This is a genomic window from Pseudomonas sp. TH07 (assembly GCF_016651285.1).
Taxonomy (GTDB): Bacteria; Pseudomonadota; Gammaproteobacteria; order Pseudomonadales; family Pseudomonadaceae; genus Aquipseudomonas.
The window spans coordinates 1,064,930-1,084,589 of record NZ_JAEKED010000001.1; the positions used below are offsets into that span (position 1 = coordinate 1,064,930).

General features: G+C 62.8%; 17 protein-coding genes. 12 read left to right on the forward strand and 5 right to left on the reverse strand.

The window, feature by feature from the left end; all coding sequences use genetic code 11:
* Window positions 1-16 precede the first annotated feature (16 nt).
* Window positions 17-964: a GlxA family transcriptional regulator gene (locus JFU57_RS05090; protein ID WP_201128359.1), complete on the reverse strand. Its 948-nt coding sequence runs from the start codon at window positions 962-964 to the stop codon at window positions 17-19.
* Window positions 965-1,159: 195 nt separating this feature from the next.
* Between JFU57_RS05090 and JFU57_RS05095 the strand changes: the two genes are divergently transcribed.
* From JFU57_RS05095 to JFU57_RS05110, 4 genes are all read left to right on the forward strand, one after another.
* The gene (locus JFU57_RS05095; RefSeq protein ID WP_078472780.1) at window positions 1,160-2,104 is read left to right on the forward strand and encodes a choline ABC transporter substrate-binding protein; all 945 of its coding nucleotides are present in this window, start codon (window positions 1,160-1,162) and stop codon (window positions 2,102-2,104) included.
* An 87-nt stretch (window positions 2,105-2,191) separates the two neighbouring features.
* Window positions 2,192-3,079, forward strand: a complete 888-nt coding sequence (locus tag JFU57_RS05100; RefSeq protein WP_201128360.1) for a 3-keto-5-aminohexanoate cleavage protein — start codon at window positions 2,192-2,194, stop codon at window positions 3,077-3,079.
* Between the two features lie 60 nt (window positions 3,080-3,139).
* Window positions 3,140-4,105 carry an L-carnitine dehydrogenase gene (locus tag JFU57_RS05105; protein WP_078472778.1) on the forward strand — a complete coding sequence of 322 codons (966 nt, stop codon included), beginning with the start codon at window positions 3,140-3,142 and terminating at the stop codon, window positions 4,103-4,105.
* Window positions 4,106-4,164: 59 nt separating this feature from the next.
* On the forward strand, window positions 4,165-4,641 hold the full coding sequence (locus tag JFU57_RS05110) for a thioesterase family protein (protein ID WP_201128364.1): 477 nt from the start codon (window positions 4,165-4,167) through the stop codon (window positions 4,639-4,641).
* Between the two features lie 229 nt (window positions 4,642-4,870).
* Here the strand turns inward: JFU57_RS05110 and JFU57_RS05115 are convergent, their stop codons facing one another.
* On the reverse strand, window positions 4,871-5,299 hold the full coding sequence (locus tag JFU57_RS05115) for a DUF4952 domain-containing protein (RefSeq protein WP_201128366.1): 429 nt from the start codon (window positions 5,297-5,299) through the stop codon (window positions 4,871-4,873).
* Between the two features lie 262 nt (window positions 5,300-5,561).
* Between JFU57_RS05115 and JFU57_RS05120 the strand changes: the two genes are divergently transcribed.
* Entirely contained in the window at window positions 5,562-5,822 is a 261-nt protein-coding gene (locus JFU57_RS05120; RefSeq protein ID WP_078472775.1) for a hypothetical protein, read from the forward strand.
* Between the two features lie 66 nt (window positions 5,823-5,888).
* Window positions 5,889-6,335, forward strand: coding sequence for an aminoglycoside 6'-N-acetyltransferase (gene aac(6') / locus JFU57_RS05125; protein ID WP_078472774.1), 447 nt, complete (start codon window positions 5,889-5,891; stop codon window positions 6,333-6,335).
* Here the strand turns inward: aac(6') and gbdR are convergent, their stop codons facing one another.
* A complete protein-coding gene (gene gbdR / locus JFU57_RS05130) occupies window positions 6,336-7,439 on the reverse strand; it encodes a choline metabolism transcriptional regulator GbdR (RefSeq protein ID WP_020295353.1) in 1,104 nt (367 codons plus the stop codon).
* A gap of 447 nt (window positions 7,440-7,886) precedes the next feature.
* Window positions 7,887-9,263, reverse strand: coding sequence for an L-serine ammonia-lyase (locus JFU57_RS05135; protein ID WP_078472773.1), 1,377 nt, complete (start codon window positions 9,261-9,263; stop codon window positions 7,887-7,889).
* A gap of 430 nt (window positions 9,264-9,693) precedes the next feature.
* Between JFU57_RS05135 and JFU57_RS05140 the strand changes: the two genes are divergently transcribed.
* The 3 genes from JFU57_RS05140 (at window position 9,694) to choV (ending at window position 12,742) form a co-directional block, all read left to right on the forward strand.
* A complete protein-coding gene (locus tag JFU57_RS05140; RefSeq protein ID WP_078472772.1) occupies window positions 9,694-10,650 on the forward strand; it encodes a choline ABC transporter substrate-binding protein in 957 nt (318 codons plus the stop codon).
* 71 nt (window positions 10,651-10,721) lie between these two features.
* Complete coding sequence (choW, locus tag JFU57_RS05145; protein WP_020295350.1) at window positions 10,722-11,567, forward strand: choline ABC transporter permease subunit; 846 nt, start codon at window positions 10,722-10,724, stop codon at window positions 11,565-11,567.
* Window positions 11,564-12,742 (forward strand): choline ABC transporter ATP-binding protein, encoded by a 1,179-nt coding sequence (gene choV, locus JFU57_RS05150; protein WP_078472771.1) that lies wholly within the window; start codon window positions 11,564-11,566, stop codon window positions 12,740-12,742. Before choW ends, choV begins: the two co-directional genes overlap by 4 nt.
* A gap of 234 nt (window positions 12,743-12,976) precedes the next feature.
* Here the strand turns inward: choV and JFU57_RS05155 are convergent, their stop codons facing one another.
* The gene (locus JFU57_RS05155; RefSeq protein ID WP_342032588.1) at window positions 12,977-14,917 is read right to left on the reverse strand and encodes a BCCT family transporter; all 1,941 of its coding nucleotides are present in this window, start codon (window positions 14,915-14,917) and stop codon (window positions 12,977-12,979) included.
* 484 nt (window positions 14,918-15,401) lie between these two features.
* Here JFU57_RS05155 and betI point away from each other — a divergent pair, with 484 nt between their 5' ends.
* The 3 genes from betI to betA all read left to right on the forward strand — a co-directional run bounded on the left by betI (window position 15,402) and on the right by betA (window position 19,475).
* On the forward strand, window positions 15,402-15,995 hold the full coding sequence (gene betI, locus JFU57_RS05160; protein ID WP_078472769.1) for a transcriptional regulator BetI: 594 nt from the start codon (window positions 15,402-15,404) through the stop codon (window positions 15,993-15,995).
* 108 nt (window positions 15,996-16,103) lie between these two features.
* The gene (betB, locus tag JFU57_RS05165; RefSeq protein ID WP_201128370.1) at window positions 16,104-17,576 is read left to right on the forward strand and encodes a betaine-aldehyde dehydrogenase; all 1,473 of its coding nucleotides are present in this window, start codon (window positions 16,104-16,106) and stop codon (window positions 17,574-17,576) included.
* Window positions 17,577-17,771: 195 nt separating this feature from the next.
* Complete coding sequence (betA, locus tag JFU57_RS05170) at window positions 17,772-19,475, forward strand: choline dehydrogenase (RefSeq protein ID WP_078472767.1); 1,704 nt, start codon at window positions 17,772-17,774, stop codon at window positions 19,473-19,475.
* The last annotated feature ends 185 nt before the right edge of the window (window positions 19,476-19,660 follow it).

Below are 19,660 nucleotides of genomic sequence, written 5' to 3' on the forward strand. Positions count from 1 at the left end.
GTTTGGCGTATTGGCGTTATGCGCTCTGGTGTTGTCGCCGATCCTCGCGCGGGCACTTGGCAAACCTGGCGCGGTAACTGCGGGTGAAGTAGGACGGGGATTCAAAACCGCAGGCGATGCTGACTTCCAGCACGCTGAGGTCGGTCTGGCGCAGCAGTTGCCGCGCCTTATCCAGGCGCAGGCCGAGGTAGAAGTTGCTCGGTGTGTCGTTGAGGTGCAGGCGAAACAGGCGCTCCAGTTGCCTGCGGGTGACGTTGATTGATTCAGCCAGGGCCAGGGTGCTCAGCGGCGGTTCGCTGTGTTGCTCCATCTCGCCAATCACCTGCACCAGCTTCCGATTGCTGATGCCGTAGCGGCTGGCGACCTCCATGCGCTGGTGATCCTGGCGCGGGCGGATGCGGCCAAGCACGAACTGCTCACTGACCTGGACCGCCAGCGGCGCGCCATGGGCCTGGCCAATCAGGTCGAGCATCATGTCGATGGACGCGGTGCCGCCCGCCGAGGTGATGCGCCGTCGGTCGATTTCGAACAGCTCCTGGGTCACCCATAGCTGTGGATAAGACTCCTTGAACGCCTCGATGGCTTCCCAATGCAGGGTCAGGCGATGGCCTTCCAGCAGGCCGGCTTCGGCCAGGACCACGCTGCCGGTATCGATCCCGCCCAACGTCACGCCTTCCAGGTCGAGACGGCGCAACCAGTGCACCAGAGGCGCGGTCAGCGACTTCAACGGCTCGAAACCGGCCACCACCCACAGCGTTGCGCCCTTTTTCAAGGGTTCCAGCGCCGCATCGGCATTGACCGACATGCCATTGCTGGCCAGCACCGCCCCGCCGTCTGCGCTCAGCACGTGCCAGCGATACAGCTCGCCGCGAAAGCGGTTGGCCACCCGCAGCGGCTCGATGGCGGAAATAAAGCCAATGGCGGAGAAGCCCGGCATCAGCAGAAAGTAAAACTCCTGGGACATGAAACGCACTCGCAAGACGGGTGGCGTGGGGGCCTGTGATACGCCAATTGCCGGCCCCCGACAAGGGTCCAGGTCGCTGCAGTGCAAGAGCGGGTCGCCGCTGTGCGCTTTCCCTGGACAGCAGCTGCGTACCTTGGCATTACCGGCGCACAAAGACCCCGGAACCCACAATAACGACCTGCCGAGGGAACCTCCATGAAACGACTGATCAGCAGCTGTGTTCTTGCACTCAGCGGTACCGCTTTCCTGAGTTCCGGCGCCATTGCCGCGGACGCCGCCAGTTGCCAGAACGTGCGCCTGGGCGTGGTCAACTGGACCGACGTCATCGCCACCAGCGCCATGACCCAAGTGCTGCTCGACGGCCTCGGCTACAAGACCAAACAGACCAGCGCCTCCCAGCAAATCATCTTCGCCGGCATCCGCGACCAGCGCCTGGATCTGTTCCTCGGCTACTGGAACCCGCTGATGACCCAGACCATCGCCCCCTTCGTCGAGGCCAAGCAGGTCAAGGTCCTGGCCGAACCCAGCCTCAAGGACGCCCGCGCGACCCTGGCGGTGCCCACTTACCTGGCGGACAAGGGGCTGAAAACCTTCGCCGACATCGCCCGTTTCGAAAAAGAGCTGGGCGGCAAGATCTACGGCATCGAGCCCGGCTCGGGGGCCAATACCCAGATCAAGGACATGATTGCCAAGAATCAGTTCGGCCTCGGCAAGTTCCAACTGGTGGAGTCCAGTGAAGCCGGGATGCTGTCGGCGGTGACCCGCGCAGTGAAACGCAACGAAGCCATCGTCTTCTTCGGCTGGGCGCCGCACCCGATGAACGTCAACCAGAAGATGACCTACCTCACCGGCAGCGACGATGCCCTGGGCCCGAACGAAGGCATGGCCACGGTCTGGACCGTGACCGCGCCGAACTACGCCGAACAATGCCCGAACGTCAGTCGGCTGCTGAGCAACCTGACCTTCAGCGCCGAAGACGAGAGCCGCATGATGCAACCGCTGCTCGACCACAAGGACGCCCTGGAGTCGGCCAAGCAATGGCTCAAGGACCATCCGCAGGACCAGCAACGCTGGCTTGAAGGCGTCACCACCTTCGATGGCAAGCCCGCCGACCAGCACCTGCAACTGACCAGCCAATAACCCCGATGCCCCGCCACCTCGCAGCCGCTTCCCGGCTGCGAACGGCAGCGTCACGCCCAAACATCACGCCTGCAAGGAACCCGCACCATGAACCACGACGTCATCATCACCTGCGCACTCACCGGTGCTGGCGACACGACCGCCAGGAGCCCCCACGTCCCGGTCACCCCCAAGCAGATCGCCGCCGCGGCGGTGGAAGCGGCCAAGGCCGGCGCCACCGTGGTCCATTGCCACGTGCGCGACCCACAGAGCGGCAAGTTCAGCCGTGACGTGGCGCTGTACCGCGAAGTCATGGAGCGCATTCGCGAGGCGGACATCGACATCATCGTCAACCTCACCGCCGGCATGGGCGGCGACCTGGAGATCGGCGCCGGGGAAAACCCCATGGAGTTCGGCCCTAACACCGACCTGGTGGGCCCACTGACGCGCCTGGCCCACGTCGAGGCGCTGCTGCCGGAAATCTGCACCCTGGACTGCGGCACCCTGAACTTCGGCGACGGCGACACCATTTACGTTTCCACCCCGGCGCAGCTGCGGGCCGGCGCCAGGCGCATCCAGGAACTGGGGGTGAAGGCCGAACTGGAAATCTTCGACACCGGGCACCTGTGGTTCGCCAAGCAGATGATCAAGGAAGGCCTGCTGGACAACCCGCTGTTCCAGCTGTGCCTGGGCATCCCCTGGGGCGCCCCGGCCGACACCACCACCATGAAGGCCATGGTCGACAACCTGCCGGCCGATGCGGTGTGGGCCGGTTTCGGCATCGGCCGCATGCAAATGCCAATGGCCGCGCAGGCGGTGTTGCTGGGCGGCAATGTGCGGGTCGGGCTGGAGGACAACCTCTGGCTGGACAAAGGCGTGCTGGCGACCAACGGCCAACTGGTGGAGCGCGCCACGCAAATCCTCAGCCGCCTCGGCGCGCGGGTCCTGACCCCGGCCGAAGGGCGGGCCAAGATGGGCCTGACCCAGCGCCGCTGACCCGCCTCCCGACAAAACCGGCTTGCACAGCCCCTCGCACCCTTTTTTCAGGAATTTGCCATGCGTTTTATCACCGACATCAAAACCTTCGCCGCCCTGGGCAGCGGTGTCATCGGCAGCGGCTGGGTGGCTCGCGCCCTGGCCCACGGCCTGGACGTGGTGGCCTGGGACCCGGCCCCCGGCGCCGAAGCAGCCCTGCGGCAACGGGTGGCCAATGCCTGGGGCGCCCTGGAGCAACAAGGCCTGGCACCGGGCGCCGCGCAACAGCGCCTGCGTTTTGTCGCCACCATTGAGGAGTGCGTGAAGGACGCCGACTTCATCCAGGAAAGCGCCCCGGAACGCCTGGAGCTGAAGTTGCAGTTGCATAGCCAGATCAGCGCCGCAGCCAAGCCCGATGCACTGATCGGCTCCAGCACCTCGGGGCTGCTGCCCAGCGAATTCTACGAAGGCGCGACCCACCCGGAACGCTGCGTGGTCGGCCACCCCTTCAACCCGGTGTACCTGCTGCCGCTGGTGGAAGTGGTGGGCGGCAAACACACTGCGCCCGAGGCGGTGCAGGCGGCAATGCGGGTCTATGAATCCCTGGGCATGCGCCCGCTGCATGTGCGCAAGGAGGTCCCGGGATTTATCGCCGACCGCCTGTTGGAAGCCCTGTGGCGCGAGGCGCTGCACCTGGTCAATGACGGCGTGGCCACCACAGGTGAAATCGACGACGCGATCCGCTTCGGCGCCGGCCTGCGCTGGTCGTTCATGGGCACCTTCCTCACCTATACCCTGGCGGGTGGCGATGCCGGCATGCGCCACTTCATGGCCCAGTTCGGGCCGGCGCTGCAACTGCCCTGGACCTACCTGCCCGCCCCGCCACTGACCGACAAGTTGATTGACGACGTGGTGCAAGGCACCAGTGAGCAGTTGGGCGAACGCAGCATTTCGGCCCTGGAGCGCTATCGTGATGATTGCCTGCTGGCGGTGCTCGATGCGGTCAAGACCACCAAGGCCAAGCACGGCATGAACTTCAGCGACTGACCCGACGTGGCGAGGCCGCTGCGCCTCGCCCGATTTTCTTCGCCCCCGGAACCTAGCCCATGCCCGCACTGCTCACCTACAGCACCCCCGTCCTGCCTGAGTGGGTCGACTACAACGGCCATCTGCGCGACGCCTTTTACCTGCTGATTTTCAGCTACGCCACCGACGCCCTGATGGACCGACTGGGCCTGGACAGCGAGAACCGCGAAGCCAGCGGCCACTCGCTGTTCACCCTGGAGCTGCATCTGAATTACCTGCATGAAGTGAAACTCGGCACCCAGGTCGAGGTGCACACCCAACTGATCGCTCACGATCGCAAACGCCTGCACCTCTACCACAGCCTGCATCAGGTCGGTGACCCGCAGATGCTGGCCGGCAACGAGCAGATGCTGCTGCATGTCGACCTGGCCGGCCCACGCTCGGCACCGTTCAGCGAGGCGGTACTGGAACGCCTGCAAGCCATTGCTGCCGAGCAGTTGGAACTGCCGGCCCCGGCGTATCAGGGGCGGGTCATGGCCTTGCCGGCGGAAAAATGAACCCGGGCGAAGGATCGCCCGCCGCTCAAGCCACGCCTTTTCGCGCAGACAAAAAAAGCCCCGATCAAGCCGTGACAGGATCGAGGCAGGGAGTGCTTTGCCAAGGAGCTGTAGTAAGAGGGTGACCAAACCGTCGTGACATCAGCTGGGGTTCAGTCTGCCTGCTCGGCCCTAGCGCTGGTTAGCTGAATGCGACCTGTTCATAGGTAAATGGGCCACTGGGCGACCTTCAGACGTCCTCGGTATACAGCACCACCGTCACATAGAAATAGCCGATCTTGTGCCACCGCTCCCGGCGGTTATGGGGCGTCTCTTCGGACCCCATGCTGAGTTGATAGGTGCGGCCGGCTCTTCGATCCAGGTAGTAGGTCATACGCGTTGTTTCCCAGCCACAGCAGACAAACTTCAAGTAATTTGTCTCCCCCGAGATGAGCCGCAAATAGCTCTCCACCTCTTGGGCATGCCGGCCTTCGACGCGATAGGTCGCGGTCAGCGGCGCGCCTTGCTGCTGCGGCGTGTATTTACACTCGACAAACTCGAGGACCTGGGGTGGATCGGCGCTGGCCCGAAGAAAGTCGGCACACTCCGGAGCAGCCCAGGCTCCGCTGGAAAACAGCCACAACACACCGGCCAGGGTCCCTCTGAACAGCACTTTCATCGACTACAGCTCCTTGGTTTCCAAGTGGGCGGCCGTCCCTGTCGAACACCGACCGCCGGCGCAGAATACCTTGAGCGCCAGGACCGGTGATGCGTTATCTGCGACGCAGGCGGCGCCCTGGAAAGCAGGCCGGGGACTGCACTTAGTCGAAAACGACCTGTTCATAGGTAAACGGGCCATGGCGACGATTTGCCCTTGCCGACTCCCGGGCGGCCTACCAGAATCGATCCACCACCCCGCTCCCTGAATAAGGATAAGAGTCATGATGCACGCGGATCTGATTGATCAGGATGACCTGCTCGGCCAACTCCGGGCCCTGGGTTTCGAGATGCCGGCTGGCGCCACCGCCGACCAGGCGTGTGAGTACGCGGTGCGCGGCTTGAGCGATGCGCGGGTCCGGGCGCTCAAGGGCATGGTCGAGCAGATGCTGACCGGCAACGCGACCATTCTTCCGGCCGTGCGCCAGGCCATCGACCAACAGTTGCTGCCGGCCCTGGCCCAGTACCGCAACAGCCACGCCTGAGCCGTCGCCGGCAAAGGATCCCAGGGTGTAGAGTGCGGGTCCTTTCAGCCCTCTGGAACCCGCCCCATGCCGCGAATCGAACCCTGTCAGTCAGCCCGACAACCGGGCTGGCTGGAGTTGCGCCAGGCGCTCTGGCCGGACAGTTCGCGCCAGGAGCACCTGGACGAAATCACTGATTTGCTGAGTGACCCGCGGCGCTATATCAACCTGCTCGCCTACACCGCCGATGGCCAACCCGCGGGCCTGGCCGAAGCCTCGCTGCGCCGCGATTACGTGAATGGCACCGAACATTCGCCGGTGGTGTTTCTGGAAGGCTTGTATGTGGTCGCCGAACAGCGGCGCCAGGGGATTGCCGAGCAATTGATCGACGCCGTCGCCCAATGGGGACGGGATCAGGGCTGCGGGGAAATGGCGTCGGATACCGGCCTGGAAAACCTGTTGAGCCAGACCGTGCACAAGGCGCTCGGTTTCGAGGAAACCGAGCGCGTCGTGTACTTCAAGAAAACGCTGTGACTACAGGCGCACGCTGGCGAATGTCGACTCGTTGCGCGCCTGGCTCAGGGCTGACAGCGGGCCCGAGAGTGGCGCCAGCACCAGCGCCTGGGGGATCGGCATCATCGCTACCTGCTGGGTGGTGTTGGAACCGACGCGTTCGTCACGGGGCGGAATGCCGAAGTATTCGCGGTAGCACTTGGAGAAATGCGGCGTGGAGACAAAACCGCAGACCGACGCCACTTCGATGATCGACATCGGCGTCTGCTTGAGCAGTTGCCGGGCGCGGATCAGCCGCAGCTTGAGGTAATAGCGCGACGGCGAACAGTGCAGGTACTTCTGGAACAGCCGCTCCAGCTGACGCCGCGAAACAGCGACGTACACTGCCAGCTCGTCGAGATCGATCGGCTCTTCGAGGTTGGCTTCCATCAACGCAACGATTTCCTGGAGCTTCGGCTGGTTGGTGCCGAGCATGTGCTTGAGCGGCACGCGCTGGTGATCCTGCTCGTTGCGGATGCGTTCGTAGACGAACATTTCCGAGATCGCGGCGGACAGTTCACGGCCATGATCGCGGCTGATCAAGTGCAGCATCATGTCCAGCGGCGCGGTGCCACCGGAGCTGGTGAAGCGGTTGCGGTCGAGGGTAAACAGGCGGGTGCTCATGGCGACCCGGGGAAAGGCTTCCTGCATCGACGCCAGGCATTCCCAGTGCACGCTGCAATCGAAACCGTCGAGCAGGCCGGCGCACGCCAGGGCCCAGCTGCCGGTGCACACCGCACCCAGGCGTCGTGACTGGCGGGCCTGGCTTTGCAGCCAGGACACGTGTTCACGGGTTACGGTGCGCTGGATACCAATGCCGCCGCAGACAATCACGGTGTCGAGGACGGGCGCTTTGTGCATGGAGGCGTCGGGGGTGATCTGCAGGCCATCGCTGGCCCAGACTTGCCCGCCATCGACGCTGAGGGTGGTCCAGCGATACAGCTCGCGACCGGACAGCTGGTTGGCCATGCGCAGCGGTTCGACTGCGGAGGCCAGGGAAATCAGCGTGAAATTGTCCAGCAGCAAAAAGCCGATGGATTGAGGCGCACGGTTCTGGGGTTGAGCCCCGGAGTTGAACGACGTCATCGCGGTATCTCCTCACACAAAGCGGGTGATGGCCTCAGGCGGAGGCTCTTGTTATTGCCATCATTCTCTTGCAGAGAAGGGCTTTGTCATGACAGAGCAATTGCCATGCCTAAAGTTGAATGGCCATTCAATAACTCCTGAAAACGACATGGCGGGGTGTCTATATAAGCCACGCGCGCAGTGGGGGTTATAAGCACCGGCAATTGCCCCCGGCGCCCTCGCCCGGGGCCTGTGAGCAGTTCGGTAGCACTTGTGGGAACTGCGTCGCGGGGCCCTGGCGGGGAGTGTCACCACAAGCACGGGTGACAGGCGGTCAGGGCCGGATTGGATTCCGGCCCCGGGAAAGGGGCTTATCTGTTTGCGACGCGCTAAAAGGTGGCGCGGTGTGGGTGGCGTGTTCCTTTAGCGCGCAGCGGCGAGCGGCGGAAAAATGAGCATGTGCCTGACTCAGCACTCCACCGCACTCACCGCCAGGCCACCGCGCGAGGTCTCCTTGTATTTGTCGTGCATGTCGGCGCCGGTATCGCGCATGGTGCGGATCACCCGGTCCAGGGAGATAAAGTGCTGGCCGTCGCCGCGCAGGGCCATTTGCGCGGCATTGATCGCCTTGACCGCGGCAATCGCGTTGCGCTCGATGCACGGCACCTGCACCAGGCCGCCGACCGGGTCGCAGGTCAGGCCGAGGTTGTGCTCCAGGCCAATTTCAGCGGCGTTGCACAATTGCTCCGGGGTCGCGCCGAGGATCTCCGCCAACCCGGCCGCCGCCATGGCGCAGGCCGAACCGACTTCGCCCTGGCAACCGACTTCGGCCCCCGAGATCGACGCATTCTTTTTACAGAGGATGCCCACCGCCGCCGCGCCGAGGAAATAGTCGACCACGTTGGCCTCGGTCACCACCTCGCTGAACTTCATAAAGTAGTGCAGCACCGCCGGGATGATCCCGGCCGCGCCGTTGGTGGGTGCGGTGACCATGCGCCCGCCGGCAGCGTTCTCTTCGTTGACCGCCAGGGCGAACAGGTTGACCCACTCCATGGCCGACAGGGTCGAGCCAATGACGTTGGGCTTGTTCAGTTCCTGCAAGCTGCGGTGCAGGCGCGCCGCACGCCGCCGCACATTCAGCCCGCCGGGCAGGATGCCTTCGTGCTTCAGGCCCTGCTCGACGCAGTCCTGCATGGCCCGCCAGAGGGTCAGCAGGCCACTGCGAATTTCCTCCTCGGAGCGCCAGACTTTTTCATTGGCCATCATCAGTTCCGCGACCCGCAGGTTGTGGGTCTGGCACAGGCTCAGCAGCTCCACCGCGCTGGAGAAGTCGTAGGGCAATTCGGTGCGATCGAGGTCGACCACACCGCTGCTGGCCTGGGCCTGGTCGACGACAAACCCGCCGCCGACCGAATAGTAGGTGTCGCGATGCACCTCGGCGTTTGCGCCGATCGCGACCAGGGTCATGGCATTGGGGTGGAACGGCAGGTTTTCGTCGATCAGCTGCATGTCCCGGGCCCAGATAAAGGGGATCGGCAGGCGCCCGTCCAGCAGCAGGGTCTGGGTTTCACGCAGCCGGTCGATGCGCGGACCGATCTGCGACGGGTCGATCGCGTCCGGCCACTCGCCCATCAGGCCCATGATCACCGCGTTGTCGCTGCCGTGGCCGATACCGGTGGCCGACAGCGAACCAAAGAGTTGCACCTCGACCCGCTGCACCTGCTCCAGTAGCTGCTTTTCCCTGAGCGATTGCACGAACAAGGCGGCGGCGCGCATGGGGCCGACGGTGTGGGAACTGGAAGGACCGATGCCGATTTTGAACAGGTCGAAAACACTGATAGCCATGACAGCAAAACTCCTCGAATGAGCACACTCCGGGCGGCGCGGCGCCCGCTGACGGAGCTGCTACGCTCAAGCTGCAATCCGCCGAGATGGGCGCATCATCAGGCTTTTTCCACGGTGCTCGACGTCTGACACCGACTCACCCATGCCCAGCAACGCCGCAACCCGAGAACCAAGGGTTTTGGCCGCTTTTTGCGGTGCAGAGCGGCAAAAAGTCCTGAAAAAAGCTGTAAACGACCTCACTGACACTGGATGCGACCCTCCCTGTACTGGATACGACGCACCCTGTAGGCGTCAGATTTTCACTGGTACATGATCAGTCTCGACTCGATTGCAAGGCACCGTGGCACAGCTGTCCCACGCGCCCCAACCGCCACGCTTATAAGTGCGGTAAGAACGCCGCCAAAAAGAAGACACCCAGGAGTCCCCCCCGATGAAAGGTTCCCCCTCGTTGTTGTTGGCCGCCATGCTGAGTCTGCCGCTTCTGGCACAAGCCGCAGAACCGGCGCAATGCAGTACCGTTAACTTCTCCGATGTTGGCTGGACCGACATCACCGTGACCACCGCCACCACCAGCGTGGTTCTCGATGCACTGGGCTACAAAACCAAGACCACGATGATTTCCGTACCGGTGACCTACAAGTCCCTGGCCGACGGCAAGAACATGGACGTGTTCCTCGGCAACTGGATGCCGACCATGGAAAACGACATCAAGGCCTACCGTGATGCCGGCACCGTCGACACCCTGCGCGCCAACCTGGAGAACGCCAAGTACACCCTGGCGGTCCCGGAAGAGCTGTACAACAAGGGGCTCAAGGATTTCGCCGACATCGCCAAATTCAAGAAGGAGCTGGACGGCAAGATCTACGGGATCGAGCCCGGCAACGACGGCAATCGCCTGATCCAGAGCATGATCGACAAGAACGCCTTCGGCCTCAAGGACGCCGGGTTCAAGGTGGTCGAGTCCAGCGAAGCCGGCATGCTGTCCCAGGTCGATCGTGCCCAGCGGCGCAACACCGCCGTGGTATTCCTGGGCTGGGAACCGCACCCGATGAACACCCGTTTCAAGATGAAGTACCTCACCGGGGGTGACGAGTTCTTCGGCCCCAACTTCGGCCAGGCCACCATCTACACCAACACGCGCAAGGGTTACGCCCAGGAATGCAGCAACGTCGGCCAGTTGCTGAAGAATCTGTCGTTCACCCTGAACATGGAAAGCACCCTGATGGGCAACGTGCTGGACGACAAAATGAAGCCGGATGTGGCCGCCAAGGCCTGGCTGAAAAACAACCCGCAAGTGCTGGATACCTGGCTCGCCGGGGTCACCACCATTGATGGCAAACCCGGCCTTGAGGCGGTCAAGGCCAAGCTTGCACAGGCTGCTAACTAAGTCACTCGCTTACGCCGGGCGGGCCAGTTCCGCCCGGGCTGTTTTTTCCTTGCATGCGGACGTTCACTACCATGCTGACTGATCATAAAATCCCTCTAGGCCAGTACATCGCTGCCTTCGTTGAATGGTTGACGCAACACGGCGCCAGCACATTCGATGCGATCGCCACGACCCTGGAAACGATGATCCACGGCGTGACGTTTGCGCTGACCTGGTTCAACCCGCTGGCATTGATCGGGCTGATCGCCTTGCTCGCGCACGTCATTCAACGCAAATGGGGCCTGACCGCCTTTGTAGTGCTGTCGTTTCTGCTGATCCTGAACCTGGGCTATTGGCAGGAAACCATGGAAACCCTGGCCCAGGTGCTGTTCGCCACCCTGGTCTGCGTGGTCATCGGCGTGCCGTTGGGCATCGTCGCCGCGCACAAGCCGATGTTCTACACCATGATGCGTCCGGTACTCGATCTGATGCAGACCGTACCGACCTTCGTCTACCTCATTCCTACCCTGACCCTGTTCGGTCTGGGGGTGGTGCCCGGGCTGATTTCCACGGTGGTGTTCGCGATTGCCGCGCCGATCCGCCTGACCTACCTGGGTATCCGCGATGTCCCGCAAGAGCTGATGGACGCCGGCAAGGCCTTTGGCTGCTCGCGTCGCCAGTTGCTGTCGCGTATCGAATTGCCCCACGCCATGCCGAGCATCGCCGCCGGGATCACCCAGTGCATCATGCTCTCGCTGTCGATGGTGGTGATCGCCGCCCTGGTCGGCGCCGATGGCCTGGGCAAGCCGGTGGTCAACGCACTCAACACCGCCGATATCGCCCTGGGCTTCGAAGCCGGGCTGGCCATTGTGCTGCTGGCGATCATGCTCGACCGGATCTGCAAACAACCCGACGCCAAAGTAGGGAGCGACGCATGAGCATTATTCGCTTCGATAACGTAGACGTTATCTTCTCCAAAGATCCCCGCGAGGCCCTGAAACTGCTGGACCAGGGCATGACCCGCAACGAGATCCTGAAAAAGACCGGCCAGATCGTCGGCGTGGAAAAAGCCAGCCTCGATGTGGAAAAAGGCGAGATCTGCGTGCTGATGGGCCTCTCCGGCTCCGGCAAATCCAGCTTGCTGCGCTGCATCAACGGCTTGAACACCGTCAGCCGTGGGCACCTGTTCGTCGAGCACGAAGGCAAACAGATCGACATCGCCGCCTGCACCGCCGCCGAACTGAAGATGATGCGCACCAAGCGCATCGCCATGGTGTTCCAGAAGTTCGCCCTGATGCCCTGGCTGACGGTGCGCGAGAACATCAGCTTCGGCCTGGAAATGCAGGGCCGCCCGGAAAAGGAACGGCGCAAGCTGGTGGAGGAAAAGCTCGAGCTGGTGGGCCTGACCCAATGGCGCAACAAGAAGCCCGATGAGCTCTCCGGTGGCATGCAACAGCGTGTGGGCCTGGCCCGCGCCCTGGCGATGGACGCCGATATCCTACTGATGGACGAACCCTTCTCGGCCCTCGACCCGCTGATTCGCCAGGGCCTGCAGGACGAGTTGCTGGAACTGCAACGCAAGCTGAGCAAGACCATCGTCTTCGTCAGCCACGACCTCGACGAAGCGCTGAAGCTGGGCAGCCGCATCGCCATCATGAAAGACGGGCGGATCATCCAGTACAGCAAGCCGGAGCAGATCGTGCTCAACCCGGCCGACGACTATGTGCGTACGTTCGTTGCCCACACCAACCCGCTGAACGTGCTCTGCGGGCGCAGCCTGATGCGCACCCTGGACAACTGCAAACGCATCAACGGCTCGGTATGCCTCGACCCGGGCGGCGACTCCTGGCTCGACCTGGCCGAAGGCAACACCATCAAAGGCGCACGCCAGAACGGTGCCAGCCTCGACCTGCAGAACTGGGCACCCGGCCAGGCGGTGGAAGGCCTGGAGCGCCGGCCGACCCTGGTGGATTCCAATATCGGCATGCGCGACGCCTTGCAGATCCGCTACCAGACCGGCAATAAACTGGTGCTGCACGACAACAACAAAGTGGTGGGGATCCTCGGCGACAGCGAGCTCTACCATGCGTTGCTGGGCAAGAACCTGGGGTAATCCCCCGGACATGAAAACGCCGCGAGGATCGCGGCGTTTTCATTGATGCTGCACTGAGTGTGTGTGGCGAGGGAGCTTGCTCCCGTTCAGGCGTCCGGCGTCCCGGGGCGAAGCAGCCGTAAAGACCGGCTCCGCGATCCGACTGTTGGAGCCCGATTGCAGTCATCGGGGTGGCGGTGCCACCCAGCGGGAGCAAGCGCCCTCGCCACAGGGTCGCACCGCCCTTTTCAACCCTCAGCTATAGACACGGCCAAGGAGCTGCCGATGGCTTTCAAACTGATCGAGCACGTCCCGGGTGATCTGCTCCGGGGTGAAGCCCATCAGGTCGTACTCCTGGCTGCCGTTGTGCAGGTAAACCTCGGCGCGGTAGTAGCGCGTGCGCTCTTCCTCGGCCTCGGTGGACTCGCTCGGCGTGGCCAGGTAGCCATCCAGGCTCACCTCGTAGACAAACGGGTTGCCCTCTTCCATCTCGATCCGCACGCCCATGCAGCGCTTGGATTTGCCCAGCAGGGTCTGCACGTCCAGCCCCTGAGCACGCAGCAATTGCGCGGCTTCTTCCAGGGCCGGGGTGACTTTCTTGTCCATGAACCGCTGAACCACCGACTGGGTCGGTTGCAGGTCCAGGGCGGTCAGGCGCTCGCTGAAGCCACGACGCCCACGTTCCGCCAGTTGCGCCTGCTCCTGTTCGATCTGCACATCCTGGCGCATGGCCTTGTGCAAGCCGAACATGAAGAAGATCAGCACCACCGAGAACGGCAGCCCCGCCAGCACCACCATGGTTTGCATGGCTTCGAAGTTGCCGGCGAACAGCAGGCCGATGGTCACCAGGGTGATCACCGCCGACCAGAAGATCCGCAGCCAGTGCGGCGCGTCTTCGTCAACATTGCCGCCTTTGCAGGACAGGTTGGCCATCATCACCGCGCCGGAGTCGGCCGGGGTCAGGAACAGCACGAAGCCGACGAAAATCGATACACCGATCACCACCTTCGACGCCGGGTAATGCTCCAGCAATTGGTAGATGGCCATGGACGGCTGTTCCAGCGCCGTCTTTCCAAGCTCCACCGCCCCATGGTTCATCACCAGGTCCAGGGCCGAGTTACCGAAGATCGACAGCCACGCCAGGGTAAAGCCCAGGGGAATCAGCAATACGCCCGCCACCAGTTCACGCACCGTACGGCCACGGGAAATACGCGCGATGAACATGCCGACAAAAGGTGCCCAGGAAATCCACCAGGCCCAGTAGAACAGGGTCCACAGGCCCAGCCAGCGATCGGATTTGGCGCTGTCGCCCTCATACACATAGAGGTCGAAGGTTTTCAGCACCACGCCGTTGAGGTAGTCGCCGATGTTCTGCACAAAGCCGTTGAGCAGGTGCAGGGTCGGGCCGAACAACAGCACGAAAATCAGCAGGCCGCTGAACAGCACGATGTTCAGGTTGGACAGGCGGCGGATGCCGTTTTCCACACCCGATACCGCGGCGATGGTGGCCACGGTGCTCATGACGATGATCACGATCAGCAGGTTGGTGTTGCTGTGCTCCATGCCGAACAGGTTTTCCAACCCCGAGGACACCTGCATCGAGCCGATACCCAGGTTGGTCACCAGGCCCAGCAGGGTCACGAACATGCCGAAGCCATCCACCGCGTGGCCCGCCGCGCCCTTGACCCAACGCTCGCCCACCAGCGGATACAGCGCCGAACGCAAGGCCAGCGGCTGGTTGTGCCGGTACGCAAAATAGGCCACGGCCAGCCCGACCAGGGCATAGATCGCCCAGCCATGCAGGCCCCAGTGGAGGAATGTCAGCTGCACCGCCTGGCGCGCGGCCAGGTTGCTGCCGGCGACACCCTCGGGCGGGTTGAAGTAGTGATCCAGCGGCTCGGACGCACCGAAGTACAACAGCGAGATGCCGATACCGGAGGAAAACAGCATGCCGGCCCAAGCGCCGTAGCTGAAATCCGGGGTGTCGTCCTTGCTGCCCAGCTTGAGCTTGCCGTAGGACGAAAATGCCAGGCCCACCACGAACACCAGGTAGGCGGCGATCACCACCATGTAGTACCAGCCGAAGCTGCGGGACAGCCAGGCCTGGGCAATGCCCAGCATGCTGCCGGCCTCTTTCGGGGCGATGATCAGAATGGCGGTCAACAGCAGAATCAGCGCGGTAGAGGTGTAAAACACCCAACCGTTGACCCGCACCTTCTCTGGTGGGGTCTTTATAAGGGAGGCAGAACTCATGGCACAGATGCTCCAGGCAGTGCGAGAGAAGAACGCAAGGCAACGCGATACCCGACCAATCGGTTAGTTGGCAGCCGACCGGCGGGTGATATAAAGACACCCCGAAAAAAAACCGAAACCGCAGAAGTCACATTGAGCACCGGTATCCAAGGCTTGCCACGAGCTGTTCGTTCGTCACTGGCCCCAAGAGCGTCCCGCCCCGTCAACACGTCCTTTCCAGCCGGTTCTTGCCATGCCACCTGTCAGTTTTGGAGCTATTTCGGAGGTCGTTTTTCCGCCCTCTACACGCAGGAAAAACCTGTAGGCAGCGACGATTTGTCGCAGATCTTATTCTTTGTTGATTGAACGTTCAATCAAAACAAAATAGACTGGCCCCTACGCCGGTAGCCGTTCTACGTCTGCCGGCAGGCCTAAGGAGAGGTGCAAGATGCCCAAGGTCGGTATGCAACCCATACGCCGCCAGCAATTGATCGAAGCCACGTTACAGGCCGTCGATCAGGTCGGAATGGGGGACGCCAGCATTGCGCTGATCGCCCGTTTGGCCGGTGTCTCGAACGGCATCATCAGTCACTACTTTCAGGACAAGAACGGCCTGATTGCCGCCACCATGCGGTACCTGATGAACGCCCTGATAGAGAACGTCACCGAGCGTCGTCAGGCGCTGACAGATGACAGCCCGCGGGCCCATCTGCAGGTGATTATCGAAGGCAACTTCGACGCCAGCCAGGTCAATGGCCCGGCAATGAAAACCTGGCTGGCCTTCTGGGCCACCAGCATGCACCACCCGTCTTTGCACAGGTTGCAGCGGATCAACGATCACCGTCTGTATTCCAACCTGTGTTGCCAGTTCCGCCGTGTCCTGCCGCTGGATGAAGCACGCAGCGCAGCACGAGGCCTGGCAGCCCTGATCGACGGTTTGTGGTTGCGCGGCGCGCTGTCCGGAGACGCCTTCGACACCGCGCAGGCGCAACAGATCGCTTACGAATACATGGATTTCCAATTGGCTAAGCAGGAGCGCTAGAGCACACAGAGACGCTCGGCCCCCTGAACTGCCGCTGACCCGCGATGCCCAAGCTACAAGGCCCGCCCAGCGGTTAACGCCAACCACTTATGCACTTGCGAGGACTATATGGCCCGTTTCGAACTGCAAAAACTCTACATCGACGGCGGTTATACCGACGCCAGCAGCGACGCCACCTTCGAAGCCATCAACCCGGCTAACGGTGAAGTCCTCGCACAAGTGCAGCGTGCGACCAAGGACGACGTCGAGCGCGCCGTGGTCAGCGCCGAAAAGGGCCAGAAAATCTGGGCCGCCATGACCGCCATGGAGCGTTCGCGCATCCTGCGTCGCGCCGTCGAGATCCTGCGTGAGCGCAACGACGAACTGGCCGCCCTGGAAACCCTGGACACCGGCAAATCGTTCTCCGAAACCAAATACGTCGACATCGTCACCGGCGCCGACGTGCTGGAATACTACGCCGGCCTGGTGCCCGCCATCGAAGGCGAGCAGATCCCGCTGCGTACCACCTCTTTCGTCTACACCCGTCGCGAGCCCCTGGGCGTTGTGGCCGGTATCGGCGCCTGGAACTACCCGATCCAGATCGCCCTGTGGAAATCCGCTCCAGCCCTGGCGGCCGGCAACGCGATGATCTTCAAGCCAAGTGAAGTCACCTCGCTGACCACCCTGAAACTGGCCGAAATCTACACCGAAGCCGGCCTGCCGGCCGGTGTGTTCAACGTCCTGACCGGCAGCGGCCGTGAAGTCGGCACCTGGCTGACCGAGCACCCGCGCATCGAGAAAATCTCCTTCACCGGCGGCACCGACACCGGCAAGAAAGTCATGGCCAGCGCCTCCAGCTCCTCGCTGAAAGACGTGACCATGGAACTGGGTGGCAAGTCGCCGCTGATCATTTTCGACGACGCCGACCTCGATCGCGCCGCCGACACCGCGATGATGGCCAACTTCTACAGCTCCGGTCAGGTCTGCACCAACGGCACTCGGGTGTTCGTACCGAGCCACCTGAAAGCCGCTTTCGAAGCCAAGATCGTCGAGCGCGTTGCACGCATCCGCATCGGCAACCCGGAAGATGAAAACACCAACTTCGGCCCGCTGGTCAGCTTCGCCCACATGGAAAGCGTGCTCGGCTACATCGCCAAGGGCAAGGAAGAAGGGGCTCGCGTCCTGTGCGGCGGCGAGCGTCTGACCCAGGGTGACCTGGCCAAGGGCGCATTCGTGGCGCCAACCGTCTTCACTGACTGCACCGACGAGATGACCATCGTCCGCGAAGAAATCTTCGGCCCGGTGATGAGCATCCTGACCTACGAAACTGAAGAAGAAGTCATCCGTCGTGCCAACGACACCGACTTCGGCCTCGCTGCCGGCCTGGTCACCAAAGACCTGAACCGCGCCCACCGCGTGATTCATCAGCTCGAAGCCGGTATCTGCTGGATCAACGCCTGGGGCGAATCCGACGCGAAGATGCCGGTTGGCGGCTACAAGCAATCCGGTGTGGGCCGTGAGAACGGCATCAGCTCGCTGAATAACTTCACCCGCATCAAATCGGTACAGGTTGAGCTGGGCGATTACGCCTCGGTGTTCTAAGACCCGATTGAGCCTGGCATGGCCCCCGTGGCGAGGGAGCTTGCTCCCATCGGGCTGCGAAGCAGCCCCATTCCAGGCACCGCCGTTCTTTCAGACCGAACTCGAGCGCTGACTTTCCGACTGCTGCGCAGTCGAACGGGAGCAAGCTCCCTCGCCACAAAAGCAGCCTGAACCAACTTTTACGAGGGTGCATTTATGTCCCAAGAATATGACTACATCATTGTGGGTGCCGGCTCCGCCGGTAATACCCTGGCGACCCGTCTGACTGAAGACGAAGGCGTCACCGTGCTGCTGCTCGAAGCAGGCGGCCCGGACTACCGTTTCGATTTCCGTACGCAAATGCCGGCCGCCCTGGCGTTCCCGCTGCAAGGCCGACGCTACAACTGGGCCTATGAGACCGACCCGGAGCCGCACATGGACGGCCGCCGGATGGAATGCGGTCGCGGCAAGGGCCTGGGTGGCTCGTCGCTGATCAACGGCATGTGCTACATCCGCGGCAACGCGATGGACTATGACAACTGGGCGAAACTGCCAGGTCTGGAAGATTGGGATTACCTCAACTGCCTGCCGTACTTCCGCAAGGCCGAAACCCGCGACATCGGGCCTAACGACTACCACGGTGGCGATGGCCCGGTCAGCGTGACCACGCCCAAGGCCGGCAATAACCCGCTATTCCACGCCATGGTCGAAGCCGGCGTGCAGGCAGGTTACCCGCGTACCGAAGACTTGAACGGCTACCAGCAGGAAGGCTTCGGTCCGATGGACCGCACCGTCACGCCTAAAGGCCGTCGTGCCAGCACCGCTCGCGGTTACCTGGACACCGCCAAAAAGCGCTCGACCCTGACCATCGTCACCCACGCCCTGACCGACAAAGTGCTGTTTGACGGCAAGCGCGCGGTGGGCGTGCGTTACCTGATCGGCGCCGCCGAAGAGCGCGTTGAAGCCCGCGCCCGCAAGGAAGTGCTGGTGTGCAGCGGCGCCATCGCCTCGCCGCAAATCCTCCAGCGCTCCGGCGTCGGCCCGGCCAAGCTCCTGGAAAGCCTCGACATCCCGGTGGTGCACGACCTGCCGGGCGTCGGCGAAAACCTGCAGGACCACCTCGAGCTGTACCTGCAGTACGCCTGCACCCAACCGGTGTCGCTGTACCCTTCGCTGCTCTGGTACAACCAGCCGGCCATCGGTGCCGAGTGGCTGTTCAACGGTACCGGCATCGGCGCCAGCAACCAGTTCGAAGCGGGCGGTTTTATCCGTACCCGTGAAGAATTCGATTGGCCGAACATCCAGTACCACTTCCTGCCGGTAGCGATTAACTACAACGGCAGCAACGGTGTGAAAGAGCACGGTTTCCAGGCGCACATGGGCTCCATGCGTTCGCCAAGCCGTGGCCGGATCCAGCTCAAGTCGAAGAACCCGCGCGAGTACCCGAGCATCCTCTTCAACTACATGGCCACCGAGCAGGACTGGCAGGAATTCCGCGACGGCATCCGCCTGACCCGGGAAATCATGCAACAGCCTGCACTGGATGCGTTCCGTGGCCGGGAAATCAGCCCGGGCATCGACGTCCAGACCGACGAGCAACTGGATAAATTCATCCGCGAGCACGCCGAAACCGCGTTCCACCCGTCCTGCTCGTGCAAGATGGGCACCGACGACATGGCCGTGGTCGATGGCGAAGGTCGCGTGCATGGCATGCAGGGCCTGCGCGTGGTCGATGCGTCGATCATGCCGATCATCACCACCGGCAACCTCAACGCGCCGACGATCATGATCGCCGAGAAAATCGCCGACAAGATCCGTGGCCGCCAGCCTCTGCCACGCAGCACCGCCGACTACTTCGTGGCCGGCGACGCCCCGGTACGTGGCAAGCCGCTGCGTGACGTGAGCCGCACCGCGCAGTAAAACAGCCTGGCGCCGACCGCAACGGTCGGCGCCATCGCGGTCTCCCCGCTTCCCTCGCCACACCCCATCCAGCCCATTGCACCGACTGCGTCCTTGATCGCAGCCTTGGGCAGCGGCTACAGTTCTGCACCTGTCTCGCCCATCCCCATCGCACCGCGGACATTATCCCGAGCCCACCGCCGCCT